The sequence below is a fragment of the Roseateles oligotrophus genome (assembly GCF_014204525.1).
In the GTDB taxonomy this organism is placed as follows: Bacteria; Pseudomonadota; Gammaproteobacteria; order Burkholderiales; family Burkholderiaceae_C; genus Paucibacter_A; species Paucibacter_A oligotrophus_A.
In genome coordinates this window covers 21,217-45,973 of the sequence record NZ_JACHLP010000010.1, presented here as the reverse complement: position 1 = coordinate 45,973, position 24,757 = coordinate 21,217, and the positions used below count along the sequence as shown (strand labels likewise).

23 protein-coding genes are annotated in these 24,757 nt (G+C 66.9%); 10 read left to right on the top strand and 13 right to left on the bottom strand.

What is annotated here, in order from left to right:
• Window positions 1–54 precede the first annotated feature (54 nt).
• Window positions 55–1,125, top strand: coding sequence for a YhcG family protein (locus HNP55_RS20395; RefSeq protein ID WP_184303668.1), 1,071 nt, complete (start codon window positions 55–57; stop codon window positions 1,123–1,125).
• An 18-nt stretch (window positions 1,126–1,143) separates the two neighbouring features.
• Here the strand turns inward: HNP55_RS20395 and HNP55_RS20390 are convergent, their stop codons facing one another.
• The 9 genes from HNP55_RS20390 to def form a co-directional block, all read right to left on the bottom strand.
• On the bottom strand, window positions 1,144–3,489 hold the full coding sequence (locus HNP55_RS20390; RefSeq protein ID WP_184303666.1) for an NADP-dependent malic enzyme: 2,346 nt from the start codon (window positions 3,487–3,489) through the stop codon (window positions 1,144–1,146).
• Window positions 3,490–3,687: 198 nt separating this feature from the next.
• Window positions 3,688–4,887: a phosphoglycerate kinase gene (locus HNP55_RS20385; RefSeq protein ID WP_184303664.1), complete on the bottom strand. Its 1,200-nt coding sequence runs from the start codon at window positions 4,885–4,887 to the stop codon at window positions 3,688–3,690.
• A 69-nt stretch (window positions 4,888–4,956) separates the two neighbouring features.
• Window positions 4,957–5,286: an AzlD domain-containing protein gene (locus HNP55_RS20380; RefSeq protein ID WP_184303662.1), complete on the bottom strand. Its 330-nt coding sequence runs from the start codon at window positions 5,284–5,286 to the stop codon at window positions 4,957–4,959.
• The gene (locus HNP55_RS20375; RefSeq protein WP_184303660.1) at window positions 5,283–5,984 is read right to left on the bottom strand and encodes an AzlC family ABC transporter permease; all 702 of its coding nucleotides are present in this window, start codon (window positions 5,982–5,984) and stop codon (window positions 5,283–5,285) included. Before HNP55_RS20375 ends, HNP55_RS20380 begins: the two co-directional genes overlap by 4 nt.
• Before the next feature lie 138 nt (window positions 5,985–6,122).
• On the bottom strand, window positions 6,123–6,878 hold the full coding sequence (locus tag HNP55_RS20370; RefSeq protein WP_184303658.1) for a head GIN domain-containing protein: 756 nt from the start codon (window positions 6,876–6,878) through the stop codon (window positions 6,123–6,125).
• A gap of 174 nt (window positions 6,879–7,052) precedes the next feature.
• On the bottom strand, window positions 7,053–7,466 hold the full coding sequence (locus tag HNP55_RS20365; RefSeq protein WP_221439711.1) for a hypothetical protein: 414 nt from the start codon (window positions 7,464–7,466) through the stop codon (window positions 7,053–7,055).
• Window positions 7,467–7,502: 36 nt separating this feature from the next.
• A complete protein-coding gene (htpX, locus tag HNP55_RS20360) occupies window positions 7,503–8,348 on the bottom strand; it encodes a zinc metalloprotease HtpX (RefSeq protein ID WP_184303656.1) in 846 nt (281 codons plus the stop codon).
• A gap of 51 nt (window positions 8,349–8,399) precedes the next feature.
• The gene (gene fmt / locus HNP55_RS20355; protein WP_184303884.1) at window positions 8,400–9,353 is read right to left on the bottom strand and encodes a methionyl-tRNA formyltransferase; all 954 of its coding nucleotides are present in this window, start codon (window positions 9,351–9,353) and stop codon (window positions 8,400–8,402) included.
• Window positions 9,354–9,355: 2 nt separating this feature from the next.
• Window positions 9,356–9,880 carry a peptide deformylase gene (def, locus tag HNP55_RS20350; RefSeq protein ID WP_184303655.1) on the bottom strand — a complete coding sequence of 175 codons (525 nt, stop codon included), beginning with the start codon at window positions 9,878–9,880 and terminating at the stop codon, window positions 9,356–9,358.
• 279 nt (window positions 9,881–10,159) lie between these two features.
• On the opposite strand from def, the gene HNP55_RS20345 reads away from it, so the two are divergent.
• The 3 genes from HNP55_RS20345 (at window position 10,160) to HNP55_RS20335 (ending at window position 13,206) form a co-directional block, all read left to right on the top strand.
• Window positions 10,160–11,335 (top strand): LysM peptidoglycan-binding domain-containing protein, encoded by a 1,176-nt coding sequence (locus HNP55_RS20345; protein ID WP_184303653.1) that lies wholly within the window; start codon window positions 10,160–10,162, stop codon window positions 11,333–11,335.
• A 193-nt stretch (window positions 11,336–11,528) separates the two neighbouring features.
• A complete protein-coding gene (gene dprA, locus HNP55_RS20340) occupies window positions 11,529–12,656 on the top strand; it encodes a DNA-processing protein DprA (RefSeq protein ID WP_184303651.1) in 1,128 nt (375 codons plus the stop codon).
• Window positions 12,657–12,753: 97 nt separating this feature from the next.
• Window positions 12,754–13,206 (top strand): DUF494 family protein, encoded by a 453-nt coding sequence (locus HNP55_RS20335; protein ID WP_184303649.1) that lies wholly within the window; start codon window positions 12,754–12,756, stop codon window positions 13,204–13,206.
• 14 nt (window positions 13,207–13,220) lie between these two features.
• Here the strand turns inward: HNP55_RS20335 and HNP55_RS20330 are convergent, their stop codons facing one another.
• The 4 genes from HNP55_RS20330 to yajC form a co-directional block, all read right to left on the bottom strand.
• The gene (locus HNP55_RS20330; RefSeq protein WP_184303647.1) at window positions 13,221–15,671 is read right to left on the bottom strand and encodes a DUF1631 family protein; all 2,451 of its coding nucleotides are present in this window, start codon (window positions 15,669–15,671) and stop codon (window positions 13,221–13,223) included.
• Between the two features lie 39 nt (window positions 15,672–15,710).
• Window positions 15,711–16,745, bottom strand: coding sequence for a protein translocase subunit SecF (secF, locus tag HNP55_RS20325; protein WP_184303645.1), 1,035 nt, complete (start codon window positions 16,743–16,745; stop codon window positions 15,711–15,713).
• 22 nt (window positions 16,746–16,767) lie between these two features.
• The gene (gene secD / locus HNP55_RS20320; protein WP_184303643.1) at window positions 16,768–18,660 is read right to left on the bottom strand and encodes a protein translocase subunit SecD; all 1,893 of its coding nucleotides are present in this window, start codon (window positions 18,658–18,660) and stop codon (window positions 16,768–16,770) included.
• Window positions 18,661–18,836: 176 nt separating this feature from the next.
• The gene (yajC, locus tag HNP55_RS20315) at window positions 18,837–19,160 is read right to left on the bottom strand and encodes a preprotein translocase subunit YajC (protein ID WP_184303641.1); all 324 of its coding nucleotides are present in this window, start codon (window positions 19,158–19,160) and stop codon (window positions 18,837–18,839) included.
• Between the two features lie 260 nt (window positions 19,161–19,420).
• On the opposite strand from yajC, the gene HNP55_RS20310 reads away from it, so the two are divergent.
• The 6 genes from HNP55_RS20310 to HNP55_RS20285 are packed head-to-tail and all read left to right on the top strand — an operon-like array spanning window position 19,421 to window position 24,707.
• Window positions 19,421–20,344, top strand: a complete 924-nt coding sequence (locus HNP55_RS20310) for a dihydrodipicolinate synthase family protein (RefSeq protein WP_184303639.1) — start codon at window positions 19,421–19,423, stop codon at window positions 20,342–20,344.
• Window positions 20,345–20,377: 33 nt separating this feature from the next.
• Window positions 20,378–21,070, top strand: a complete 693-nt coding sequence (locus HNP55_RS20305; protein WP_184303637.1) for a GntR family transcriptional regulator — start codon at window positions 20,378–20,380, stop codon at window positions 21,068–21,070.
• Window positions 21,071–21,074: 4 nt separating this feature from the next.
• A complete protein-coding gene (locus HNP55_RS20300) occupies window positions 21,075–22,034 on the top strand; it encodes a proline racemase family protein (protein WP_184303635.1) in 960 nt (319 codons plus the stop codon).
• Window positions 22,035–22,054: 20 nt separating this feature from the next.
• A complete protein-coding gene (locus tag HNP55_RS20295; protein ID WP_184303634.1) occupies window positions 22,055–23,185 on the top strand; it encodes an FAD-dependent oxidoreductase in 1,131 nt (376 codons plus the stop codon).
• Window positions 23,182–23,427, top strand: coding sequence for a 2Fe-2S iron-sulfur cluster-binding protein (locus HNP55_RS20290; RefSeq protein ID WP_221439709.1), 246 nt, complete (start codon window positions 23,182–23,184; stop codon window positions 23,425–23,427). The genes HNP55_RS20295 and HNP55_RS20290 overlap by 4 nt, the downstream gene beginning before the upstream one ends.
• Entirely contained in the window at window positions 23,424–24,707 is a 1,284-nt protein-coding gene (locus tag HNP55_RS20285; protein ID WP_184303632.1) for an FAD-dependent oxidoreductase, read from the top strand. The genes HNP55_RS20290 and HNP55_RS20285 overlap by 4 nt, the downstream gene beginning before the upstream one ends.
• Window positions 24,708–24,757 lie beyond the last annotated feature (50 nt).

Here is a 24,757-nt window from a genome sequence, read left to right as displayed (position 1 = left end):
CAAGCTGGCAGACCGGCGTGGCCGAATAGGCCGCAGCCCAGTGGAAGGAAGGCAATGGCGAAAACCGAAAAGACCCAGGCGACGGCCTTGCTTGCGTCGAAGGATGATCTCTTCGCGACGATCTGCCGCCTGATTGAGGAGGGCCGCCGCACGCTGGCGCAGCAGGCCAATCGCACGACCGTGTTTCTGTTCTGGCGCATCGGGCTGCAGATCAGGCTTGAAGTCCTGAATCAGCAGCGCGCGGAATACGGGCAGAAGATTGTGGCGTCGCTGGCGACACAGTTGGTCACCAGCTATGGGCGCAGCTTCGAGGCCCGCAACCTGCGGCGGATGATGCAGTTCGCCGAGCTGTTCCCGGATTTCGAAATTGTGTCGCCGCTGGCGACACAATTGAGCTGGGCGCATGTGGTCGAGGTGCTGCCCTTGCAGACGCAGCAGGCCCGTTTGTTCTATCTTGGCGAGGTGGCTACCCGGCAGTTGGGTAAGCGTGAGCTGCGCCAGCTCATCAGCCGCAAAACCTATGAACGCAAGGAGATCGCCAACGCCCAACTGGCCGAGGCCTCCGCCATTCCGCTGGACACCTTCAAAGACCCCTATCTGCTGGATGTGCTGGGCCTGCATGACGGATATCTGGAAGCGGATATGGAGGCCGCCATACTGCGGGAGCTGGAACGCTTCATCCTGGAACTGGGTGGCGGTTTCACCTTCGTCTCACGGCAGAAGCGCATGATCATCGATGGCGAAGACTTCCATCTCGATCTGCTCTTCTTCCATCGCAAACTCAAGCGCCTGGTGGCGGAGGAGCTGAAACTCGGCAAATTTGAGGCCGGCTACAAGGGCCAGATGGAGCTTTACCTCGGCTGGCTCGACCGTCACGAACGGCAGGAGGGCGAAAACGCACCCATAGGCCTGATTCTCTGCGCCGAGAAAAGCCGCGAGCAGATCGAACTGCTGCAGCTGGACAAGGACAAGATCATGGTGGCCGAGTACTGGACGGTATTTCCAGAGCGCTCGGTGTTCGAGAGGAAGATCCATGCCCTGCTGGCCAGCGCGCGCGAGCAACTGGCACGACGCAAGTCCCTGCTGGCCGGCGCAGGCAAGAGGGACGCTGACCGCGCCGGATGAGCGCCCCCAAGACCCTGCTTACTGACCCTGCGCCCCCACCTCCTTGGCCGCCAGCACATCCGCCACCGCCAGCGCCGTCATATTGACGATGCGGCGCACCGTGGCTGAGGGCGTCAGGATGTGCACCGGCGCCGCCGCCCCCAGCAGGATGGGGCCCACGGTGACGCCATGGCCGCTGCTGATCTTCAGCACATTGAAGAGGATGTTGGCGGCATCCAGCGTGGGCAGCACCAGCAGATTGGCCGCACCCTTGAGGCGGCTGTCGGGCAGAAAGCTATTGCGCACCGACTCCGACAGGGCGGCATCGCCATGCATCTCGCCATCGGCCTCGATATCGGGATTGGCCTGCGCGAATAACTCGTAAGCCTGGCGCATCTTGACGGCCGAGGGACGCTTGCTGGAGCCGAACATGCCGTGCGACACAAAGGCGACTTTGGGCGGCAGGCCGAAGCGCTGCACCTCCTCGGCGGCCATGGCGGCGATCTCGGCCAGTTGCTCGGCGTCGGGGCTGTCGTTGACAAAGGTGTCGGTCAGGAACAGGGTGTGCTGCTCCAGCATCAGCGCATTCATGGTGGCCAGGGTCTTGGCACCGGGCTTGAGGCCGATCAGATCGCCGACATGCTCCAGATGGTTGTCGAAGCGCCCCACCATGCCGCAAATCATCGCGTCCGCGTCGCCCAGCTTGATGGCCAGCGCGCCTATGGTGGTGGCCGAGCGGCGCACCGCCGCCTTGGCCATGTCCGGCGTCACGCCGCGGCGGCCCATCACCTGGTGGTAGGCCTCCCAGTACTGGCGGAAGCGGGCATCGTTGTCGGGGTCGATCACCGCCACATCCCCGCCCACCTTGAGGCGCAAGCCCGCCCGTTCGATGCGGGCCTGTATCACCTCGGGCCGGCCGATCAGCGTGGGCTTGACGATGCCTTCGTCCAGCGCCACCTGCACGGCACGCAAGACGCGCTCATCCTCGCCCTCGGCATAAATGACCCGTGCAGGATGGGCTTTAGCAGCCGCGAACACCGGCCGCATAAACATGCCGGTCTGGTAGACAAAGCGCTCCAGCGACTGGCGGTAGGCCTCCAGGTCCTTGATCGGCCGCGCCGCCACGCCCGAGGCCTCGGCCGCCTGGGCCACGGCCGGGGCGATGCGCAAAATCAAACGGGCATCAAAAGGCTTGGGGATCAGATAGTCGGGGCCGAAGGCCAGCACCTCGCCGGCATAGGCGGCCGCCACCTCGTCGCTGGTCTCGGCCTTGGCCAGGGCGGCGATCTCGCGCACGCAGGCCAGCTTCATTTCCTCGGTGATCTTGGCTGCGCCGCAGTCCAGCGCGCCGCGGAAGATATAGGGGAAGCAGAGGACGTTGTTGACCTGGTTGGGGTAGTCCGAGCGGCCGGTAGCGATGATGCAGTCCGGGCGCACGGCCTTGGCCAGCTCGGGGCGGATCTCGGGCTCGGGGTTGGCCAAGGCCAGGATGATGGGCTTGGCCGCCATGGTCTTGACCATGTCCTGCGTCAGCACACCGGCCGCCGAGCAACCCAGGAAGACATCGGCACCGGCCACCACATCGGCCAAGGTGCGCGCCGACGTAAGCTGGCAGTAGCGCTGCTTGCTCTCGTCCAGCTTGCCGGCGCGGGCGTCCTCGCGCTGGTCCTGGATCACGCCCTTGGAGTCCACCACAAAGATGTTCTCGCGCCGCACGCCCAGGCCCACCATCAGGTCCAGGCAGGCGGTGGCCGCCGCACCGGCGCCCGACACGGCCAGCTTGACCGCGGCGATGTCCTTGCCCACCAGCTCCAGGCCATTCAGCAGGGCGGCACTTGAGATGATGGCCGTGCCATGCTGGTCGTCGTGAAAGACGGGGATATTCATGCGCTCCTTCAGCTTCTTCTCGATATAGAAGCATTCGGGCGCCTTGATGTCCTCCAGATTGACGCCGCCCAGCGTGGGCTCCATGGCGGCGATGATGTCCACCAGCTTGTCGGGGTCGCGCTCGGCCAGCTCGATGTCGAACACATCGACGCCGGCGAATTTCTTGAACAAGCAGCCCTTGCCCTCCATCACCGGCTTGGAGGCCAGCGGGCCGATATCACCCAGGCCCAGCACGGCCGTGCCATTGCTGATGACGGCCACCAGATTGGCGCGCGAGGTGAAGTCGGCCGCCAGACCAGGGTCTTCCTCGATGGCCAGGCAGGCATAGGCCACGCCGGGCGAGTAGGCCAGCGAGAGGTCGCGCTGGTTGACCAGGGCCTTGGTGGGGGTGACGGCGATCTTGCCGCGCGTGGGTGAGCGGTGGTAGTCCAGCGCGGCCTCGCGCAAGGCCGCTTCGGCCGGGGTGAGGGACTGGTTCTTCTTGGTGATCTCGCTCATCGGGGTCTCCGTCGGGTGGGTCGGGCCCTGCCAGGCGGCAGGCCCAAACTCGGGGGGTCGAATTTACCCCGCCCACCCTCGCCCACGACTGCGGACACCCCGTACAGCCATGCAAAGAACGCAAGAAGGTATGCCGATGCGGCAAGAAAAAAGCGCCGGAGTCCAGCGACTCCGGCGCCTCATCGGCAAGGCTGGGGCTCAGGCCGCTGCGGCAGCGCGCTTGGCCAGGATCTCGAAGGCCGGCAAGGTCTTGCCTTCGAGGATTTCCAGGAAGGCACCGCCACCGGTGGAGATATAGCCCACATCACCCTCGATGCCGTATTTGGCAATGGCCGCCAGCGTGTCGCCGCCACCGGCAATGGAGAAGGCACTGGAGGCCGCGATGGCGCGGGCAATCGTCTCGGTGCCCTGGGCAAAGGCGTCGAACTCGAACACGCCCACCGGGCCGTTCCAGACGATGGTGCCGGCGGCCTTCAACTGCTCGGCCAGCAAGGCGGCGGTCTGCGGGCCGATGTCCAGAATGAGGTCATCATCGCCCACCTCGCTGGCGGCCTTGACCGTGGCCGGGGCATCGGCGGCGAACTTCTGCGCCACCACCACGTCGACGGGGATGGGCACGGCGGCACCGCGCGCCTTCATGGCCTCGATGACGGCCTGGGCCTCGCCCACCAGATCGGGCTCGGCCAGGGACTTGCCGATCTTCAGGCCGGCCGCCAGCATAAAGGTGTTGGCGATGCCGCCGCCGACGATCAGGCCGTCCACCTTCTCGGACAGGGCTTTCAGAATGGTCAGCTTGGTGGAAACCTTGGAGCCAGCAACGATGGCGACCAACGGGCGCTTGGGCGCGCTCAAGGCCTTGCCGATGGCATCGATCTCGGCCGCCAGCAAGGGGCCGGCGCAGGCGATGGGCGCGAACTGCGCGATGCCATAAGTCGTGCCCTCGGCGCGGTGGGCGGTGCCGAAGGCGTCGTTGACGAAGATGTCGCACAGCGCCGCCATCTTGCGGGCCAGGGCTTCGTCGTTCTTCTTCTCGCCCTTGTTGACGCGGCAGTTCTCCAGCAACACCAACTGGCCGGGCGCCACCGTCACGCCGTCCACCCAGTCCTTGACGACGGGCACCTCGCGGCCCAGCAGCTCACCCAGGCGCTTGGCCACGGGGGCCAGCGAATCCGCGGGCTTGAACTCGCCTTCGGTGGGGCGGCCCAGATGCGAGGTCACCATCACGGCCGCGCCGGCCTTCAGAGCGGCTTCGATACAGGGGATGGAGGCGCGGATGCGGGTGTCTTCGGTGATCTGGCCGGCCTCGTCCTGCGGCACATTGAGGTCGGCGCGGATGAAGACGCGCTTGTCGGCCACCTGGCCGCTGCTGATCAAATCATTGAAACGGATGACGTTCATGGTGGTGGTGAGTCGGGTTGGTTTTGAAAAAAGAAATACCGGCCAAGACTAGCAAGAAGGATGCGCAGCTTACCAACCCAGGCCTATGCGCAGCGCCAGCATCACCGCCGTGCCGCTGAGTATGGTGCCCAGGATGTCGCGCCGCCAGAAGAACCAGGCCGTGCCCACGGCCGTGGCGTAGAGGCGAGCATCCTTCCAGGTGGAGATCAGCTCGCCATGGCTCATCACGATCTCCGGCACGATGACGGCCGCCAGCGCCGCCAGCGGTGCATAGCGCAGGCCTTGCTTGGCCCAATCGGGCATGGGCAGCTCGTTTTTCGGCAGCAGGAAGAAGCAGCGGGTCAGCAAGGTGATCAAGCCCATGCCGACGATGCCCAAAACAATCTCCCAGCTGCTCATGGCCGCCCCCTCTTCTCAGGAAAGCTGTGCTCCATCAGCAAGCCCATGGCCACGGCGGCCGCGATGGCCACCAGGATATTGAGCCGCAGGGGCAGGCCGTAGGCCGCCACCGCCGCGCAGCCGGCCACCGCCCCCGAGACCCAGGACTTGCGGTCGTGCAGCAGGGAACAAGCCAGGCCCAGCAAGGCCAGCACGCCGGCAAAGCCCAGGCCCCATTCGGTGGGCACGCGCTCGGCCAGCAAAATGCCGGCGACCGAAGGCACTTGCCAGGCCAGCCAGTTCAGCGACACCCCGCCCCAGTAATAAGGCTGCTGCTCGGGCGCGGGCCGGCCCTCGGGCCAGCGCTTCAGAAAGGCGACGTAGTTGAGGTCGGCGGCAAAGTAGCCGATGGACATGCGGCGCAGCAGCGGCAGATGGCCGAAATACATGCGCCACTGGGCGCTGAAGATCACAAAGCGCAGATTGACGCAAAAGGCCGTGGCCCACAGCACCCACAGCGGCGCGCCGCTGGCGATCAGAGGCAGGGCCGCCAGCTGCGAGCTGCCTGCAAAGACCACAAAACTCATCAGCAAGGCCAGCCAGATGCTCAAGCCGCTCTTGACCATGGCCACGCCGGTGACCAGGCCCCAGGCCGAGATGCCCAGGCTGATGGCGGCCATCTCGCGGGCCCCTCGCTTGAATTCGGGGTCGCGCCACATCGGCGTAGCCGGCCGCGGCAGGGAGGAAGGAGAAGGGGAAAAAGAAGGGCCCATGGACGCGATTGTCCTATGGGCCCCAAATCTGCTCCGGCCCAGGGGATTGCATCAGGCCCGAGCCAGGCATTGCAAGATGACGATTCAGTCCAGCTTTTTGATGCGGCCGCTGCCCGCCACCGAGCTGCTGAGCTGGGGATTGCCGACGTAGCCGATATCGCCCGAACCCGCGATGGAGATGCTCAAGGTCTTGCGCGCATTCACCTGGGCGCTGCCGCTGCCGGCGATGCTGGCCTTGACCTCATCGGCCTGCATCTCCCGAGCATGCACATCGCCGGAGCCGGCCACCGACAGCTTCAGGACCTGGGCGCTGCCACTGGCCGAGATATCGCCGCTGCCGGCCACGCTGAGCATCAATTGCTCGGTCTCCAGCTGGGTGAACTTGATGTCGCCGGAGCCACCCACGCTGGCGTCGATGCGCGGGCTCTTCATCGCCTCGACCCGGATATCCCCCGAGCCGCCGATGGTGACGGCGCGCAACTCGGGCAGCTCCACGATGATGTGCGGCCGCACCGAGCCGGAGAGGTTGTAGCCTTTCTTGGCGGCGATCTCCAGAGTGCGACCCTTGCTGTTCTCGATCACACGGGTCTCCAGCAGGGGCTGCAGATTCCTGTCGGTGCGCACCTCCACCTTGGGATTGCGGCTTTGCCGCACCGTCACCACAAAACCGCCGGACATGCTGAGCGCGTCAAAGCTGCCCAGCTCGCGCGCCTCGCTGACCACCTCGCCGGAACCGCGCACCTGCTCCGAGTTCCAGTTCCAGGTCCAGGCTTGCGCCGGTGCGGCGGCGGCCAGGGCGCCGGCAATGACGGCGATCAAGAAGAAACGGCGTTGAAACATGGGAGCCTCCTGCAGCGCAAGCTTGTTGATGTGCAGGCATCTTCGCCAGCGCCGCTCACCCGGGCAAAGCGCATTCGACCGCTTGCCGGAAAGGCGGCGCCAAATGCAAAAACGCCGCGCTGAACGGTCACCGGGGACGATTCAGCGCGGTGTTCGGCCAAGCTTGCTTGGGGGTCAATGCTTTGGCTTGGCGGCGGGCTTGCCTTCTTCCTTGCTGGCGGCCTTGTCGGCGGGTTTGTCGGCCGGCTTGTCGGCGCCATGACCGTCTGCCTCATCGGCATTGGCATTGGCCGGCTTGCGCGGCTCGGGCCTGGGCACCACCGGCACCACGCCCTCCAGCTTGTTCTCGCGCATGTACTCGTCCATCTCGCGCCAGCCGGCGAACACCGAGGCCTTGTGGGCCTTGGGGTTGAGGGTGTAGCAGTCCTCGATGGCGCGCATGGCATGGCGGCAGGCGCTGCCGACGGCCTTGCCCTCGGCCTCCTTGGCGGCCTGGATCTTGGCGGGGTCTTCGATGCCCAATTGGTCGCAGCCTGCCAGGCCCAGCAAGGCGGCGGCAAACAGCAAGAAAAGATGGCGTGATCTCATGCAACCAATATCGGCAGCCCTCGCTCGCTCTTGAATTCAGCGCCTCACCATCGCCATCAAGCGCGCCACCCGCTCCTCGGTGGCCGGGTGGGTGCTGAACAAGCCGGCCAGGCCGCGGCCGGACAGCGGGTTCATGATCATCATCTGCGCCGTCTCGGGGTGGCGCTCGGCCGCCTCCAGGGGGATGCCCTGGGCGATGCGATGGATCTTCTCCAGCGCCGAGGCCAGGGCGGCGGGGTCGCCGGAGATCTCGGCCCCGCCGCGGTCCGCTTCGAACTCGCGCGCCCGGCTGATGGACATCTGGATCACGCTGGCCGCGATGGGCGCCAGCACGGCCACCAGAATGCCCACCAGCGGATTGCTGCTGCGGCCCTCGCTATCGCGCCCGCCAAAAAACATGGCGAAATTGGCCAGCATGGAAATCGCACCGGCCATGGTGGCGCTGACGGTGCTGATCAGGATGTCGCGATGCTTCACATGGGCCAACTCATGGGCCATCACGCCGCGCAGCTCGCGCTCGGACAGCGTGCGCAGAATGCCCGTGGTGGCGGCCACGGCCGCATGCTCGGGGTTGCGGCCGGTGGCAAAGGCATTGGGGGCGTCCTCGTCGATCAGGTAGACGCGCGGCATGGGCAGCTGGGCTTTTTGCGCCAGCTCGGCAACCATGGCGTAGAACTGCGGGGCACTGCCGGCGTCCACCTCGCGGGCGCGGTACATCTTCAACACCATGGTGTCGGAGAACCAGTAGCTGAAGAAGTTCATGCCCAGCGCCACCAGCAGGGCCAGCATCATGCCGGAGCGGCCACCCACCATCGCGCCCAGGGCCATGAACAAGGCGGTGATGGCCGCCATCAAAACAGCGGTTTTCAGCAGATTGAACATGGATACTCCTTTGCCAGTCACTCAAGCCAGATGATGGCGCGAGCGCAAATCTCAAGCGTTTTTGAAGACCGCTCCCACAGCAATCGGCCGGGCCTGCAAAAACGCCGCCGCCGACAGACGCTTGCCACCGGCGCGTTGCAGCTCCGTCAGCCGCAGCGCGCCCTGGCCGCAGGCCACGACGAGGCCCGCCTCGTCCACCCGCAAGACCTGACCCTCGGGGCCGCTGCCCTCGGCCGGCTCGGCCCGCCAGATCTTGATGGCCTCGCCGTCCAACTGGCTCAGGCCGCCGGGAAAAGGATCAAAAGCGCGCAGGCGGCGCTCGATCTGCGCCGCATCTTGCGCCCAATCGATCTGCGCTTCGGCCTTTTCTATCTTGTGTGCATAGCAGACACCCTCGCCGGGCTGCACCGTGCGAGTCAGGCCGCCGCAGGCCGCCAGCTCCAGCGCTTCCACAATCATGCGGCCGCCCAGCCGGGCCAGGCGATCGTGCAAGCTGGCCGTGCTGTCATCGGCGGCAATCTTCAAACGCTCGATCAAGAGCATATCGCCGGTGTCCAGGCCCGCATCCATCTGCATGATGGTGATGCCGGTCTCGGCGTCACCCGCCTCGATGGCACGGTGGATGGGCGCGGCACCGCGCCAGCGCGGCAGCAGGGAGGCGTGGATATTGAGGCAGCCGCGCGGCGGCATGTCCAACACCCATTGTGGCAGGATCAGGCCGTAGGCCGCCACCACCATCACATCGGCCCGCGCGTCCAGCAAGGCCTGGCGGGCGGCGGCCGCGTCCTCGGGGTATTTGCCGTCCAGACGCAGGCTGCGCGGCTGGGCCACCGGGATGCCCTGCTGCAGGGCCAGGGCCTTGACGGGCGAGGCCTGCAATTTCATACCGCGGCCGGCCGGGCGGTCGGGCTGGGTCAGCACCAGGGGCACGCTGAAACCGGCCTTGAGCAAATCGGCCAGGGCGGCGGCGGCGAACTCCGGCGTGCCGGCAAAGATGACGCGCAAACTCATCGGCGTTGGGCCAGTTGCGCGTCTTCGCGGGCCTTCTTGGCCAGCTTGGTCTTGATGCGCTCGCGCTTGAGCGGGCTCAGATACTCGACGAAGACCTTGCCCATCAGATGGTCCATCTCATGCTGGACGCAGACGGCCAGCAAGCCCTCGGCCTCGAACTCATAGCTCTCGCCCTCACGGTTGAGGGCACGCACGGTAACGCGCGAATAACGCGGCACCTTGTCGTAGATCTGCGGCACCGACAGGCAGCCCTCTTCGCCCTCGGTGAACTCGGCACTGGTCTTGACCAGCTCGGGGTTGATCAGCACGCGCGGGGTGTCGCGCTCATTGGAGGTGTCGATCACCAGCACCCGCTCGTGCACATCCACCTGGGTGGCGGCCAGGCCCACGCCCTCGGCGTCGTACATGGTCTCCAGCATATCGTCCACCAGGCGGCGGATGCGCTCGTCCACCTGCGCCACGGGTTTGGCCACGATGTGCAGGCGGGGATCGGGATAACGAAGAATATTCAGAATGGCCATGGAGGGGGCGATGTGGACTCGGCACAACGCGAATGAGTTTGTAAGAGACTGCAAGAGCGCAAAAGCCCCCGCTTTGTTCGTTGCGAGCACCCTTTTTTGGGGGCAGAATCGCCGCGCATGAGCCCGATTTTCGCCGAATTGCCGCGCAGCGGCACGACGGCAGCGGATCGGCCCCATGGATCGCTGCCCAAAACCCAACAAGCCAGGGTCTTGCTGAATCAACAAAGCAGGACTCGGCCCCACATAAAAGCCGCGATGTCTTGCGGTAGAGAGCCCTTGATGCCCCGCTCCAAGCTGAGTCCCGCCCTCCTGATCCCCCTGCTGCTCAATCTGGCAGTCACGACCACCGCGCAAGCCGCACCCCTGCCCGTCAGCGACGCCCAGCGCGCCACGGCCGAACGGGTGGCCCAGGCCGGCGTACCGCTGTCGGAACTGGCCGCGAACGCGCCCGAGACCTATGCCGTCAAGACCGGCGACACCTTGTGGGACATCTCCCAGCTCTTTCTCAAAAGCCCTTGGCGCTGGCCCGAGCTCTGGGGCATGAACCGCGAGCAGATCGCCAACCCCCATCTGATCTACCCCGGCCAGATCCTGATGCTGGTCAAGCAAGACGGCATGGCCCGCCTGCAACTGGCCCAGGAATTTGGCCAGGCCGGTGCCGGCAGTGGCGGCACCGGGGCCGCGGCCAAGCTCTCGCCGCGCATCCGCGCCTCCGACAATCTGCTGGCGGCGATCGCGGCCATCCCGCTCAATCTGATCGAGCCTTTTCTCAACGACGCCGTGGTGTTCGACACCGACGCCCTGGCCAAAGCCCCCCGCATCGTGGCGGCGCCCGAGGGCCGGGTGAATCTGTCCAACGGCGACATCGCCTACGCACGCGGCGACTTCAGCCAGGCCAGCGATTACCGCGTGTTCCGCAATACCCAGCCGCTGCGCGACCCAACGACCCAAGAAATCCTCGGCTACGAGGCCCGTTACCTGGGCACGGCCGAGCTGACCCGGCCGGGCGAGCAAAGAACCGATGCCAAGGGCAAGACCGAGATCGTGCCCAGCACCCTGAAGATCAAGACGGTGCGCCAGGAAATCGGCGTCGGCGACCGGCTGGCGCCGGTGCTGCAACGCAGCTTCCTGCGCTATGTGCCGCACGCGCCCAGCAAGAATATCGCGGGCCAGATCGTCTCCATCTACGGCGATGGCCTCAACGCCGGCCAGAACCAGATCGTGGCCCTCAACCGCGGCAGCCAGGACGGGCTGGAGCGTGGCCATGTGCTGGCCCTGTGGCAGAAGGGCCGCACGGCCGTCGACCGTACCGGCGAGCGCAAGGAAGAGATCCAGCTGCCCGATGAAAAGCACGGCGTGCTGTTTGTCTTCCAGACCTACTCGCGCGTGTCCTATGCGCTGATCATCTCGGTGCAGGAGCCGGTCAGGGCCGGCGACCGGTTCAGCCAACCCTGAGATGAAGCGCCCCTCGCCCAATCTCGCCACGCTGAACGCGGGCGAGCCTGGTCGGTCCCCCGAGGGGACGAGGCTGTATGCGGCATTGAGCCGCATACAGCCTCGGGCGGGCCGGCTTGGGAGCGGCCCGGCGCTCGGCCCGAACGGCATTTCATGCGCAGCGGGTGGCCGGTAAGCATCAGGGACAACTAAGGTGCACTCAAACCTTGAGTACACGGAACTGGCCGCCTGGCTGCGCCTGCTGGAAACCCCCGGCATAGGCTGGGAGAGCGCCCACCGCCTGCTGCAAGCCCTGGGTTCGCCCCAGGCCGTGTTCGAGTTGCCCGGCACCGCCTTGCAAACGCTGCTGAGCGCCAGGCAGCGCCAGGCCCTCAGCCAGGAGCCCGCGCACCTGCAGGACCTGCTGGCGCGCACCTGGCGCTGGCTGCAGGACGACGAGGCCCGCAGCCTGCTGATCCTCGGCGACGCGGACTACCCGGCCACCCTGCTGGCCACCGCCGACCCGCCCCTGCTGCTCTATCTGGAAGGCCGGCGCGAGCTGCTGGTCGGACCCGCCCTGGCCGTGGTGGGCAGCCGCAAGCCCAGCGCCCAGGGCCAGGACAATGCCCAGGCCTTTGCGCAAGCCCTCAGCGAACAAGGCCTGACCATCGTCTCCGGCCTGGCCCTGGGGGTGGACGGCGCCGCCCACCGTGGCGGCCTGGCCGGCCGCGGCAGCACCATCGCCGTGCTGGGCACGGGCCTGGACCAGATCTACCCCAAGTGCCACCAGGGCCTGGCCGCCGAGATCAAGGCGCAAGGCCTCTTGATCAGCGAGTACACACTGGGCACGCCCGCCCTGGCACCCAACTTCCCTCGCCGCAACCGCATCATTGCCGGCCTGGGCCTGGGTTGCCTGGTGGTGGAGGCCGCCCTGCAGTCGGGCTCGCTGATCACCGCCCGCCTGGCCAGCGAGGCCGGCCGCGAGGTCTTCGCCATCCCCGGCTCCATCCACTCGCCGCAAAGCCGGGGCTGCCATGCCCTGCTTCGGCAAGGTGCCAAATTGGTGGAAACCACCGCCGATGTACTGGACGAATTGCCACCCCTGCCCGCCGCCCGTCAGACGCGTTCCGACGCCGAGCTAACGCCACAAACAGATGGCATCCCAGCCGCCCAGGCCCAGGTTCTGGCCTTGATGGGCTTCGAGCCCGTCTCCTTGGATCAGCTGATGGCGCGCGGCGCCTGGCCGGCCGCGGAACTGAGCGCCCACCTGCTAGAGCTGGAGCTGCTGGGCGAGGTCGCGCGTCTGGCGGGGCAGCTGTTCCAGCGCCGCGCCAGGGCCTGACCAGCTCGCCGCAAGGCCCTGTTTGCGCCCTGCCCAAGGGCTTTCGGCGCCCCTGCCGACGGGCCGGCTGCCCACAGGCCTGGGTTATCATGCCGCCATGCTCGACGTGCTGGTCTATCTCTACGAAACCTATTGGCGGCCTGATGCCTGTCCGGATCATGCCCAGCTGACGCGCAAGCTGTCGGCGGTAGGCTTTGAAAGCGAGGAGATCAAGGAAGCCTTGAGCTGGCTGGACGGCCTGGCCGCCAGCGCCAACGCCTACCAGGGCACGCAAGGCCCGCACAGCCTGCGCGTCTACTCCCAGGCCGAGCTGAACCATCTGGGCGAGCCCTCGGTGGGCTTCATCAGCTTCCTGGAATCGGCCGGCGTGCTACCCCCGCCCATGCGCGAGATGGTCATCGACCGCGCCATGGTCGTGCCCGGCGAACCCCTGGATCTGGAAGACCTGAAGATCATCGTGCTGATGGTGTTCTGGAGCCGCGGCCAGGAGCCCGATGCCCTGATCCTGGACGAACTCTTCGTCGCGCCGGAAGACCGACTGATCCACTGAATGGGCTGAGCCGTTCAGTTCAATAAGCGGTCCGGATCCACATCCAGCTTGGCCAGCGCATTGCGCGTGGCCTTGACGGTCAGCGCCTCATCCTGCGCCGGCAGCAGCAGGCCGGCTTGCAAAAAGGCCGCCATGCGGCTCAGTGGGAACAGCACGCCACGACCCTGGGTGGTCACGAACAAAGCCATCTGACGGCGCTGCCCGCGCCAGGCCAGTTGCACCGCCTCGTTGCGATGGCGGTAGTCCAACATATACCAGCCGCCCACCTGCAGCTCACGCGCCCAGGCCAGCATGGCGGGGGTGGGCGCCGAACCGCCTTCGGACACCACCTCCAGACCCTCGGTCTCGTGGCCCGATAGATCGCGCACCAGGGACTGGTTGATCTGCACCTCACCGCCCCCCTCGGCATCCGGCTCGGGCAGCATGGCCTCCAGTGTTTCCAGCTGATCCATCAACTCTTCCAGGCGCTCGCGCGGGATCACCGCCGTCTTGGCGGTAAAGGCCGCCGCCAAGGCGTTGTTGAGGCTGCGCACATGATCGTCCTGCTTGTCCAGCGGCAGACCGGCCAGGCCCATGCCCTCGCGCAAGGTCTTGAGCAGGGGCGGCAGGCGGCGGATGACCTCGGCCCGCTCCTCGCGCGAAACCTTGGCGCTGGCCGACCAGATCAGATCGGCCGCCGCCCGTCGCATCTGCTTGATGGCCTCGGACTGTGCGCCGCTGCGCACGGCCGTGACGGCCAGCACATCGGCCCAGACCTGGAACAGGAACTCACGGATGCCGTCCTGCACCGGCACCTCGGCCAGCATCTTGCGCAGCTCGATGGTGTACTGGATCGCCAGGGTCTCGCGCTGCTCCACCTGCTGGGCCAGCGAGACGCCGTGGCGGGTGTTCTGGTTTTCGTGCTCGAAATAATTGTCCAGAAATTTTTCGAACTCGCTCAGCACGGTCTGGAACACGCGGCGGCCGGTGTCGGGGTAGGCCTCCACCACCTGCACCACCCGCTTGATCTCGCGCTCCAGCGGATCGCCGGCGGCATTCGTATTGCCCGAGTTGCTGCTGAAGCCCATCACGCAAGAGCCCATGCGGTCGATCAGCTGGCGGGCCGGATGGTCGGTGGTGGCGAAGAAGTCGGGTTCGCTGACCGCGACCCGCAGGACCGGCATCTGCAAACGGGCAAACCAGACCCGCACCGCGGCCGGGATATGGTCTTCCATCAAGATGCTCTGGAACATCATCGCCACCAGCTCGATGGTGGCGCGCTCGGCCGGGGTGTCGGCGGCCTGCTTCAGCACCTGCTTGACGCTGTGGTTGCGCTGCTGCAGATCTTCCAGCAGCTGCGGCACCGGCGGCAACTGGGCCACATCGCTGGACAGATTCAGATCCAGCGGCGCCACTTGTTCCTGCATGGCGTGCTGGGCGTGCTTGATGGCGGCATTCAGGCGTGGCGCGGCCTCGGCCCGGCGCTGCTCGGTTGCCGCCTGGCCTGCGGACGAGCCGGTCCTGGCGAATTGGGTCGGCAACTCGGCCTCGGCGCCAGCTTGCTGCACATTCATCTGCGGGGCCGTGGTCGCGAAAGCCGGCACCTGGCGCCCCACGATGCGCTGCAAGAGCTGCAGGACCTCTTCGGCCTGGCTGCTGCTGGGGCTTTGCACCGGGGCTGCAGGGCCTGCGGGCGCGGCGGCGGCCCCGGCTTGCACATCGGCCAGGCCCGAGGAGGCGCGGATTTGCGCGGACAGGCCGCCGGCGGCCACGGCCTGGCCTGGCCCGCCCGCAGCGACCGTGTTCAGCGCGCGCCGGATGAAGGGGCGCAGATCCACATCCGGCAACACGCTTTGCGAGATCAGCCAGCGGTTGACCTCGTGATAGGCCTCGCCCAGCAGCAGGGAGAACTCCTCGTGCAAGGACAGGCGCAGCATCTGCCACTCGGACACGCCCAGACCGCTGCCGGACCAGGCATCCAGAATCAGCTTGGCCACCACATTGGCGCGCAGCAAATCGTTGCTGGCCAGATCGTCCTGGCGTTCCAGCACCTGCATACGGGTGCGCAGATCGGTGAACTCCCAGGTGGCCTTGTCCATCATGGCCAAGGACAGACGGGAGGCGGTGATCTCACGCTCGATGGTGTCGTCGTCCACCAGGCTCAGACCGGCGCTGCCACCTGTGGCCTCGCCAACGCCGGGTTTGGCGGCATGGGCGGTCGCGCGGGACGGGTCCAGAATGCCGTAGACGGCCGCATGGCGCAGGCCGCTGACCACGCCGACCGACCAGGCCGGGCCCAGCCGGTTCCAGGCCTGCACGCCGTCGCGGCGCGCCATCATCACCAGATGTTCGGAGGGCTGCTGCAGCAACAAGGCCGCGGCTTCGTTGAGGGTCTGCACCACACCGGCCATGCCGCGCACCAAAGCTTCGACATAGATCCGCCGCGCCTGAGAGGCAAGAGCCTTGTTGCGGGCAGTGTCGGTCATGGGGTCAAGGGCGGGCCGAACGTTGGAGTCGGACTGACTCTACACCACCGCGCCGGCGTTCGGATCGTCCGGGTCTTCCTTGTTCACGGGGGCCTGGATCAAATCCTCGCGCTTGACACCCAGCCACATCGCGATGGCCGCGGCCACGAACACCGAGGAGTAGATGCCGAACAGGATGCCGATGGTCAGTGCCACCGCGAAGTAATGCAGGGTGGGGCCGCCGAAGATCAGCATGGACAGCACCATCAGCTGGGTGCTGCCGTGGGTGATGATGGTGCGGCTCATGGTGCTGGTGATGGCGTGGTCGATCACCTGGGGGGTGTCGAACTTGCGGAACTTGCGGAAGCCCTCGCGCACCCGGTCAAAAATCACCACCGACTCATTCACCGAGTAGCCCAGCACCGCCAGGATGGCCGCCAGCACGGTGAGCGAGAACTCCCATTGGAAGTAGGCGAAGAAGCCCAGGATGATCACCACATCGTGCAAGTTAGCGATGATGCCGGCGACCGAGAACTTCCACTCGAAGCGGAAGGCCAAGTAGATCATGATGCCGATCACCGTGGCGCCCAGGGCCTTGGCCGCGTCGCGCGCCAACTCCTCACCGACGGCCGGCCCCACCACCTCGCTGCGCATCAGCTTGACGGGTTCGGCATTGGCGGCCGTGGTACAGACCTGCTTGCTGATGGCCTCGCCCTTGTCGCTGACCATCTGGCGCTGGCTGACGCTGCCGGACTCGGCCTTGCACAGCTCGGCAAAGACCTGGCCGACCTGTTCGGTCTGCTTGATGTCCTCGCGCAGGGGCAGGCGCAGCATCACATCGTGCGAGCTGCCGAAATTGGTCACCTGCACCTCGCCGAAGCCCATCTTCTCGACCACATGGCGAGTCCTCTCAAGATCGGCGGCCTGCGAGTACTCGACCTCGATGACCGAACCGCCCTTGAACTCGATGGAGAAATTCAGGCCCCGGGTGACCAGGAAGAAGACGGCGGCGGCAAAGGTCAGGAAGGAGATCACGTTGAAGACCAACGCGTGCTTCATGAACGGGATGTCCCGTTTGATGCGGAAGAGTTCCATGATTCTTGGCGTCCTAAATTCGTCAGGCCTTGGCCACGGGCTGCTCGCCCTCGGCCGTGGGTTTCCAGATCTGCCCAATCGACAGGGATTTCAGCTTCTTCTGGCGTCCGTACCAGAGGTTGGCCAGGGCGCGCGAGAACACCACCGAGGAGAACATCGAGGTCAGGATGCCCAGGCAGTGCACGATGGCAAAACCGCGCACCGGGCCGGAGCCGAAGGCCAGCAGGGCCACGCCGGCGATCAAGGTGGTGACGTTGGAGTCCAGAATGGTGGCGAAGGCGCGCTCATAACCGAGGTTGATGGCGGCCTGCGGCGACACCCCGGCGCGCAACTCCTCGCGAATGCGTTCGTTGATCAGCACATTGGAGTCGATCGCCATGCCCAGCACCAGCGCAATCGCCGCGATACCCGGCAGCGACAGCGTCGCGCCCAGCAGGGACAACAGCGCCACCAGCAAGAGCAGATTGAAGCCCAGGGCCAGCGAGGAGAACAGGCCGAACAGCATGTAGTAGACGCACATGAACACGGCCACGGCGGCAAAGCCCCAGACCACGCTGTGGATGCCGCGCTCGATGTTTTCCTTGCCCAGGCTGGGGCCGACGGTGCGCTCTTCGATGATTTCCATCGGCGCGGCCAGCGAGCCGGCGCGCAGCAGCAGGGCCGTGTCATTGGCTTCCTGCGTGGTCATGGCGCCGCTGATCTTGACGCGGCCGCCACCGATCTCGCTGCGGATCACCGGTGCGGTCACGACCTCGCCCTTGCCCTTTTCGAACAGGATGATGGCCATGCGCTTGCCGATATTGTCGCGCGACACGTCCTTCATGATGCGTGCGCCCTTGGCGTCCAGCGTCAGGTCCACCGAGGGCTGGTGGTTTTCATCGAAACCGGGCTGGGCATCGGTCAGGTTGTCGCCGGTGTAGACCACCTGGCGTTTGACGATGATGGGGCCGAAGCCGCGGTCCATGAAGCGCTCGGTGCCGAAGGGCACGGGGCCGCTGCCGGCCAGGGCCGCCTGGGCCTCGGCGCTGTCATCCACCATGCGCACCTCCAGCGTGGCGGTGCGGCCGATGATGTCCTTGGCCTTGGCCGTGTCCTGCACGCCGGGCAGTTGCACGATGATGCGGTCCAGGCCTTGCTGTTGGATCACCGGCTCGGTCGTGCCCAGCTCATTGACCCGGTTGTGCAGCGTGGTGATGTTCTGCTTCAGCGCCGCGTCCTGCACCGCGATCATGGAGGCGGGCTTGAGCGCGCCGCTCAGGCGGGGTTCGGCGCCGGCCGTGGCATCGGCCACGGGCGTCCACTGCGCCTCGGGCGCTTTTTCGCGCAGCAAGGCCTCGGCCTGGGCCAGGGTGGCGGCGTCGCGGAAGGCGATCACCACGGCATTGCCATCGCGGCTGATGCCGGAGTGGCGGATATTCTTTTCACGCAGGAGCAGGCGCACATCGCCGGTCAGGGACTCGGCCTTCTTGCTCAGCGCGGCCTTCATATCGACCTGCATCAGGAAGTGCACGCCGCCGCGCAGATCCAGACCCAGATACATGGGGTAGGCATGCAAATTGGCCAGCCATTTGGGCGAGCGCGACAGCAGGTTCAGGGCGACGATATAGCTGGGCTCGGCCTCGTTGGGGTTGAGCGCCTTGTTGATCGCGTCCTTGGCCTTGATCTGGTGATCCAGCTCGCTGAAGCGGACCCGCACGGAGCTGCCGTCCAGCTCGACGAAATCGGGCTTGATCTGGGCCTCAAGCAAGGCCTTCTCGACCCGCGCACGCAGGGCTTCGTCCACCTTGAGCGTGACCTTGGCGCTGGAAACCTGCACGGCCGGGGCCTCGCCGAAGAAGTTCGGCAGCGTGTAGATAAAGCCGAACAGAAGTGCGATCACCAGCATCGCATATTTCCACAGCGGGTAACGGTTCATGGTGCTTCCTCTCAGGCCCCGGGCCACGGCCGGCGGCAGCACTCGGGCTGCATGCCGGCTCGGGCAGATCGGGACGCGGCGCGTGGCCGGCAGACGGGGTCGTCGGTCTTGGATTGACGGGAATCAGCGCTGCCGCGCTTGCGAATCAAGCAGCCGCGGCAGCAAGCAGTGGCTGCTTACTTGACGGTGCCCTTGGGCAGCACTTGCACGACGGCGCCGCGCTGCACTTGCAACTCGACACCCGGTGCCACTTCCAGCGTCAGATAGCTCTCGCCGACCTTGCTGATCTTGCCCAGCAGGCCGCCGGAGGTCACCACCTCGTCGCCCTTGACGATGGCTTCGATCATGGCCTTGTGCTCTTTTTGACGCTTCATCTGGGGACGAATCATCACGAAATAGAGCACCACAAACATCAGCACCAGGGGCAGCATGCTCAGCAGGCTGGACTCGGCTCCGCCGGGAGCGGCGGCAGCTTGAGCGAAGGCATTGGAAATAAACACGTCGGATCCCTTTGGAATGAAGACGCTGCAAGGCCACACAAGCGGCAAGGCAGGCGAAAGAACTGCGGATTGTATGCGCGCCAAACTTCGACCGACGCACCCTGCGGCGGCCAAACGCCCCGGCATGCGCACCAGTCGCCAAGGCGGGGCCCAGCCCGGCGGCCCGGCCTGCACTCGGCACGCGGAGCGATAGCTGGTGTTGACAAGCGCTCAGCGCAAGACTATCGTCTTAATATATTAACTGTATACAGGAAATTCCGATGTCCGCGACTTCCACCCTGCCCCGCTGGACGGGCGTCTTCCCCGCCGTCACCACCAAATTCCATGCCAATGAAGATCTGGATGTGGCCGCGATGGAGCGGCATTTCGAGTTCCAGATCGAGAGCGGCGTGGACGGTCTGGTCACCTGCGGCTCGCTGGGCGAGGCCAGCACGCTGACGCTGGAGGAAAAACTGGAGGTCGCCGCCATCGCCCTGCGCGTCGCCAAGGGTCGGGTGCCGGTGCTGGCCAATGTGTCGGAGTCCAGCACCCGCGCCGCCCTGCGCTATGTCGAGGGCGCGGCCAAGCTGGGCGTGCAAGGCCTGATGCTGATGCCGGCCCTGCTCTACGGTGCCGATGCCCGCGAGGCGATGGCCAATGTGCGCACCATCGCCAACGCCGCCGCCCTGCCCACCATGGTTTACAACAACCCGGTGTCCTACCGCGTCGATCTACGGCCCGAACATTTCGCCGAGCTGGCCGACTGCCCCTGGCTGGTCGCCATCAAAGAATCGACCGACAACATCCGCCGCATCACCGATCTGCGCAACACCCTGGGCACGCGCTACCAGCTCTTCATCGGCGTGGACGACCTCAGCTTTGAAGGCCTGGCGATTGGCTGCGACGGCCTGCTGGCCGGCTTGTGTGATGCCTTCCCGGCCGAGACCGTGGCCATCTACCGACTGATGCAGGCAAAGCGTTACGACGAAGCGCTGAAGATCTACCAATGGTTCACGCCCCTGCTGCATCTGGATGTGCACGCCAAGCTGGTGCAGAACATCAAGCTGGCCGAGGCCATGGTCGGTGTGGGCAATGAGTTTGTGCGGCGCCCGCGCCTGCCCCTGGCCGGTGCGGAACGCGAACAGGTGGCCGCCATCATTCAACACGGCATCGAGACCCGGCCCGATCTGAGCGGCCTGTTTTGATTTGGCGCGCCCGGCGCCTGCGATGATGCGGCCATGAGCAAGAAGTCTTTGACCCAGGTCCGCGAGGATGAGAGCGGCGAGGCGGCGGACGCCGGCCGGCGCCGCTACGCCGACCAGGCCTATGACGCGCTGGAGTCCATGATCGCCACCCTGCGGCTCAAGCCCGGCGCGCCGATCGTGGAAGCCCAGCTGATAGCCCTGACCGGCCTGGGCCGCACGCCCACCCGCGAGGCCTTGATGCGCCTGGTGAGCTGCGGCCTGATCACCCAGCAGCCGCGCCGCGGCCTGCAAGTCAGCGAGATCCGCCTGGCCGAGCATCTGGACCTGATCGAGGCCCGCCGCGCACTGGAGCGCCTGATCGCCGCCACCGCCGCCCGCCGCGCCGCCCCGCATCAGCGCGAGGAGCTGCTGGCCTGCGCCGAGGCCATGGCGGCCGCCGCCGCGAGCGGCGAGCTGCACGGCTATATGGCGGCCGACCAGGCCCTGGACCGTGTCATCCACGCCGCCTGCCGCAACCCCGCGGCGGTCGCCGCCGTCATCCCCATGGCCATCCAATGCCGCCGCTTCTGGTATGCCTACCAGCACCAGGGCGATCTGGCCTTAGGCGCCCAACTGCATCTGGCGCTGGCCCAGGCGATTGCCCAGGGCGAGCCGGACGCGGCCGCGCTGGCCTCCGAGGCGCTGATGGATTATCTGCGCGGCTTTGCCCAGGCCGTCATCGCTTGAAAACATGAACACAACCCCGATCCGCATCATCGACTCCCACACCGGCGGCGAACCCACCCGCGTGCTGGTCTCCGGCGGCCCCGAGCTGGGCCACGGCAGCATGCAGGAGCGCCTGCAGCACATGCAAAGCCAGCACGACCACTGGCGCCGCGCCCTGGTCAATGAGCCGCGCGGCTCGGAGGTGCTGGTCGGCGCCCTGCTCTGCGAGCCCCAGCAGGCCGACAGCGCCTGCGGCGTGATCTTCTTCAACAACGTCGGCTATCTGGGCATGTGTGGCCACGGCAGCATAGGCTTGATCGCCACCCTCGCCCATCTGGGCCGCATCGGCCCCGGCAGGCACAAGATCGAAACCCCGGTCGGCCCCATCAGCGCGACGCTGGCCGCCGACGGCCAGGTGACGCTGGCCAATGTGCCCAGCTGGCGTGCGGCAAAAAACGTCGCCGTCGATGTGCCCGGCCACGGCCGGCTGCATGGCGATGTGGCCTGGGGCGGCAACTGGTTCTTCCTCTGCGAGGACCATGGCCAAAGCCTGGAGGTCAGCAATGCCGAGGCCCTCACCGAGCTGGCCTGGCGCCTGCGCCTGGCCTTGAGCGCGGCCGGCGTGCGCGGCGATGGCGGCGCCGAGATCGACCACATCGAACTGATCGCGCCCTCGCGCAACCCCGCTCACGACCCGACAAAGAGCGCCCGCAACTTCGTGCTCTGCCCCGGCAAGGCCTATGACCGCTCGCCCTGCGGCACCGGCACCAGCGCCAAGATCGCCTGCCTGGCGGCCGATGGCAAGCTGGCGCCAGGCGAGCTCTGGCAGCAGGAAAGCGTCATCGGCAGCTGCTTCGGCGCCAGCTACCAGTGGGGTGAGCAGGGTCAGGTCTTGCCTCAGATCAGCGGCCGCGCCTTCGTCAATCTGGACGCCCAGCTGCTGCTGCAGCCGGACGATCCCTTTGCCTGGGGCCTTCCCGCTTGAGAGCTCAGCGCAGGGCCGATGTGCTCATCGTTGGCGGCGGCATCGTGGGTGCGGCCTGCGCGCGCGAGTTCGCCCGCCAAGGCCTCAGCGTGGCCGTCATCGAGCCCGGCCCACTGGGCGGCGGCGCAACCGGCGCCTCCATGGGCCATCTGCTGGTGGTCGACGCCGAGGGGCAGGACGGCGACGCCGGGGCAAACGCCGAATTCGCACTGACACGGCGCGGCAGCGAACTCTGGCGCGAATGGCTGGCCGCCGCCGAGGCCCACCCGCGCCTGGCCGAACACGAGCGCTGCGGCACGCTGTGGATTGCCGCCGATGCCGAGGAACTGGCCCTGGCCCAGCGCAAGCAGCAATGGCTGCAAGCCCGCGGCTTGCGCGCCGAGCTGCTGGACCCGCAAGCCCTGGCCCGCGCCGAGCCCCTGCTGCGCCCCGGCCTGGCCGGCGCCCTGCGCGTGCCCGATGACGCCCGGCTTTACCCGCCCAAGGTGGTGGCCGCCTGGCTGCAGGAGGCAGGGGCCGAGATCATCCAGAGCCAGGTGCAGGGCTTTGGCCGCGCCGGCGAAGTGATTTTGCAAGACGGCCGCCGGCTCTGGGGCGCGCTGACCGTGCTCGGCGCCGGCCTGGCCAGCCAGGCCTGGCTGCCGCCCGGCACCTTGATCGCCAAGAAGGGGCAGCTGGCCATCACCCAGCGCTACCCCGGCCTGATCCAGCACCAGCTGGTGGAGCTGGGCTATATCAAAAAAGCGCATCTGCTGGACCGGGACACGGTGTCCTTCAATGTGCAGCCGCGGCCCGGGGGACAGCTCTTGATCGGCTCCTCGCGCCAGATCGGCCAGACCGATGCCGCGATTGATCTGCCCCTGCTGCGCCAGATGCTGGCCCATGCCTGCGGCTATCTGCCCCAACTGGCGCAGATGAGTTTGCTGCGCAGCTGGACCGGCCTGCGCCCCGCCAGCCGCGATGGCCTGCCCCTGATCGGCGCCCACCCCAGCCTGCCGCGCGTCTGGCTGGCCACGGGGCATGAGGGCCTGGGCATCAGCACCGCCCTGGCCACGGCCGAGCTGCTGGTGCAGCTGAGCCTGCAACAGCCTTGTACCTTGGCGCCCGAGGCCTGGTCGCCACGGCGTTTGTCCCTCTCGATCAAAACATGAATCCCATCACCCTGCACATCAACGGCCTGGCCTTGCAGGTGGCGGCCGATATCACGGTGGCCGCCGCGCTGGCCCAGGCCGGCCTCGGCGCCACCCGCCGCTCCGAAAGCGGCCAGCCCCGCGCCGCCTTCTGCGGCATGGGCGTCTGCCAGGAATGCCGCGTGCAGATCGACGGCATCAAGCATCGCCTGGCCTGCCTGACGGCGGTGGCCGAGGGCATGCAGATCGTCAGCGCGGCATGAGCACGGCGCAGGTTCTGAAAGCCGATCTGCTGGTGGTGGGCGCGGGCCCGGCCGGCATTGCCGCGGTCTGCGAGTTCGTCAAAGCCGGCCGCTCCGTCATCTGGCTGGACCAGGGCCTGCGCGCCGGCGGCCAGATCTGGCGCGCGCAGATCGCCGCCCCCTGGCGCCAGCGCCTGGAACAAGCCCTGGCCAGCCCCTTGCTGCGCTTTCTGCCCGGCCACGCGGTCATCGCCGTCGAGGCCAGCTCGGCCCAGGAGCAGCGTCTTCTGCTGAGCAGTCTGCAAGAGCCGCTGGCCCCAGGCCGGCAGGTCGCCGCGCCGCAGCTGCTGCTGGCCCTGGGCGCCCGCGAGCGCTTGCTGCCCCTGCCGGGCTGGACCTTGCCCGGCGTGCACGGCGCCGGCGGCCTGCAGGCCTTGATCAAGAACGGCTGGCCCATCCGTGGCCGGCGCCTGCTGCTGGCCGGCAGCGGCCCCTTGCTGCTGGCGGCGGCCGACACCGCCCGGGCCGCCGGCGCCCAGGTTTTGCAAATCATCGAACAGGCGCCGCGCAGCGCCCTGCTGGGCTTTGGCTTGCGCCTGGGTTCGCAGCACTGGGCTCAGGCCGCCGGCCTGGCCTGGCGTCTGCGCGGCACGCCCTACAAGACCGGCTGCTGGGTGAGCCAGGCCCTGGGCGAGCACAAGCTGGAAGCCGTGCAGATCAGCGATGGCCAGGCCAGCTGGACCCTGGACTGCGAGGCCCTGGGCCTGGGCTTTGGGCTCCAACCGAATACCGAGTTAGCCGCGCTGCTGGCTTGCACCATCGAAGACGGCGCGATCAAGGTGGACGCCCGCCAGCAAAGCAGCCGGGCCGGCATTTACGCAGCGGGTGAATGCACCGGCGTGGGCGGGGTGGGCAAGGCCTTGCTGGAGGGCCAGTTGGCGGCGCGGCAGATGCTGGGTCAGGACGGCCGTACAAGCACACGCGCCCTGCGCCTGGCGCGGCGGCACGCGCGTCTCGTGGCCGAACAGTTCGATCTGCGGCCCGAGCTCTTCAAGCTGGCCGAGGCCCGCACCCTGATCTGCCGCTGCGAAGATGTCAGCCTGGGCGAGCTCAAGCCCTTTGCCGACTGGCGCAGCGCCAAGCTGCAGACCCGCTGCGGCATGGGAGCCTGCCAGGGCCGCATCTGCGGGCCCATCGCCCAGGATGTGCTGGGCTGGCCGGCGCAGACGGCCGAGCGCGGCATGCGCACGCCTTTGCAGCCGACGAGCATCGCCTGCTTGCTGGGCGACGATCCAGCCTGAGGCGTCCACACACGCACACAGAAAACCACAGACCGTCACGGCCTTGTCAT

Coding starts and splice junctions, on each gene's coding strand:
- HNP55_RS20395 (WP_184303668.1), top strand. CDS start 55: ATGGCGAAAACCGAAAAGACCCAGGCGACGGCCTTGCTTGCGTCGAAG.
- HNP55_RS20390 (WP_184303666.1), bottom strand. CDS start 3,489: ATGAGCGAGATCACCAAGAAGAACCAGTCCCTCACCCCGGCCGAAGCG.
- HNP55_RS20385 (WP_184303664.1), bottom strand. CDS start 4,887: ATGAACGTCATCCGTTTCAATGATTTGATCAGCAGCGGCCAGGTGGCC.
- HNP55_RS20380 (WP_184303662.1), bottom strand. CDS start 5,286: ATGAGCAGCTGGGAGATTGTTTTGGGCATCGTCGGCATGGGCTTGATC.
- HNP55_RS20375 (WP_184303660.1), bottom strand. CDS start 5,984: ATGTGGCGCGACCCCGAATTCAAGCGAGGGGCCCGCGAGATGGCCGCC.
- HNP55_RS20370 (WP_184303658.1), bottom strand. CDS start 6,878: ATGTTTCAACGCCGTTTCTTCTTGATCGCCGTCATTGCCGGCGCCCTG.
- HNP55_RS20365 (WP_221439711.1), bottom strand. CDS start 7,466: ATGAGATCACGCCATCTTTTCTTGCTGTTTGCCGCCGCCTTGCTGGGC.
- htpX (WP_184303656.1), bottom strand. CDS start 8,348: ATGTTCAATCTGCTGAAAACCGCTGTTTTGATGGCGGCCATCACCGCC.
- def (WP_184303655.1), bottom strand. CDS start 9,880: ATGGCCATTCTGAATATTCTTCGTTATCCCGATCCCCGCCTGCACATC.
- HNP55_RS20345 (WP_184303653.1), top strand. CDS start 10,160: ATGCCCCGCTCCAAGCTGAGTCCCGCCCTCCTGATCCCCCTGCTGCTC.
- HNP55_RS20335 (WP_184303649.1), top strand. CDS start 12,754: ATGCTCGACGTGCTGGTCTATCTCTACGAAACCTATTGGCGGCCTGAT.
- HNP55_RS20330 (WP_184303647.1), bottom strand. CDS start 15,671: ATGACCGACACTGCCCGCAACAAGGCTCTTGCCTCTCAGGCGCGGCGG.
- secF (WP_184303645.1), bottom strand. CDS start 16,745: ATGGAACTCTTCCGCATCAAACGGGACATCCCGTTCATGAAGCACGCG.
- secD (WP_184303643.1), bottom strand. CDS start 18,660: ATGAACCGTTACCCGCTGTGGAAATATGCGATGCTGGTGATCGCACTT.
- HNP55_RS20310 (WP_184303639.1), top strand. CDS start 19,421: ATGTCCGCGACTTCCACCCTGCCCCGCTGGACGGGCGTCTTCCCCGCC.
- HNP55_RS20305 (WP_184303637.1), top strand. CDS start 20,378: ATGAGCAAGAAGTCTTTGACCCAGGTCCGCGAGGATGAGAGCGGCGAG.
- HNP55_RS20300 (WP_184303635.1), top strand. CDS start 21,075: ATGAACACAACCCCGATCCGCATCATCGACTCCCACACCGGCGGCGAA.
- HNP55_RS20290 (WP_221439709.1), top strand. CDS start 23,182: ATGAATCCCATCACCCTGCACATCAACGGCCTGGCCTTGCAGGTGGCG.
- HNP55_RS20285 (WP_184303632.1), top strand. CDS start 23,424: ATGAGCACGGCGCAGGTTCTGAAAGCCGATCTGCTGGTGGTGGGCGCG.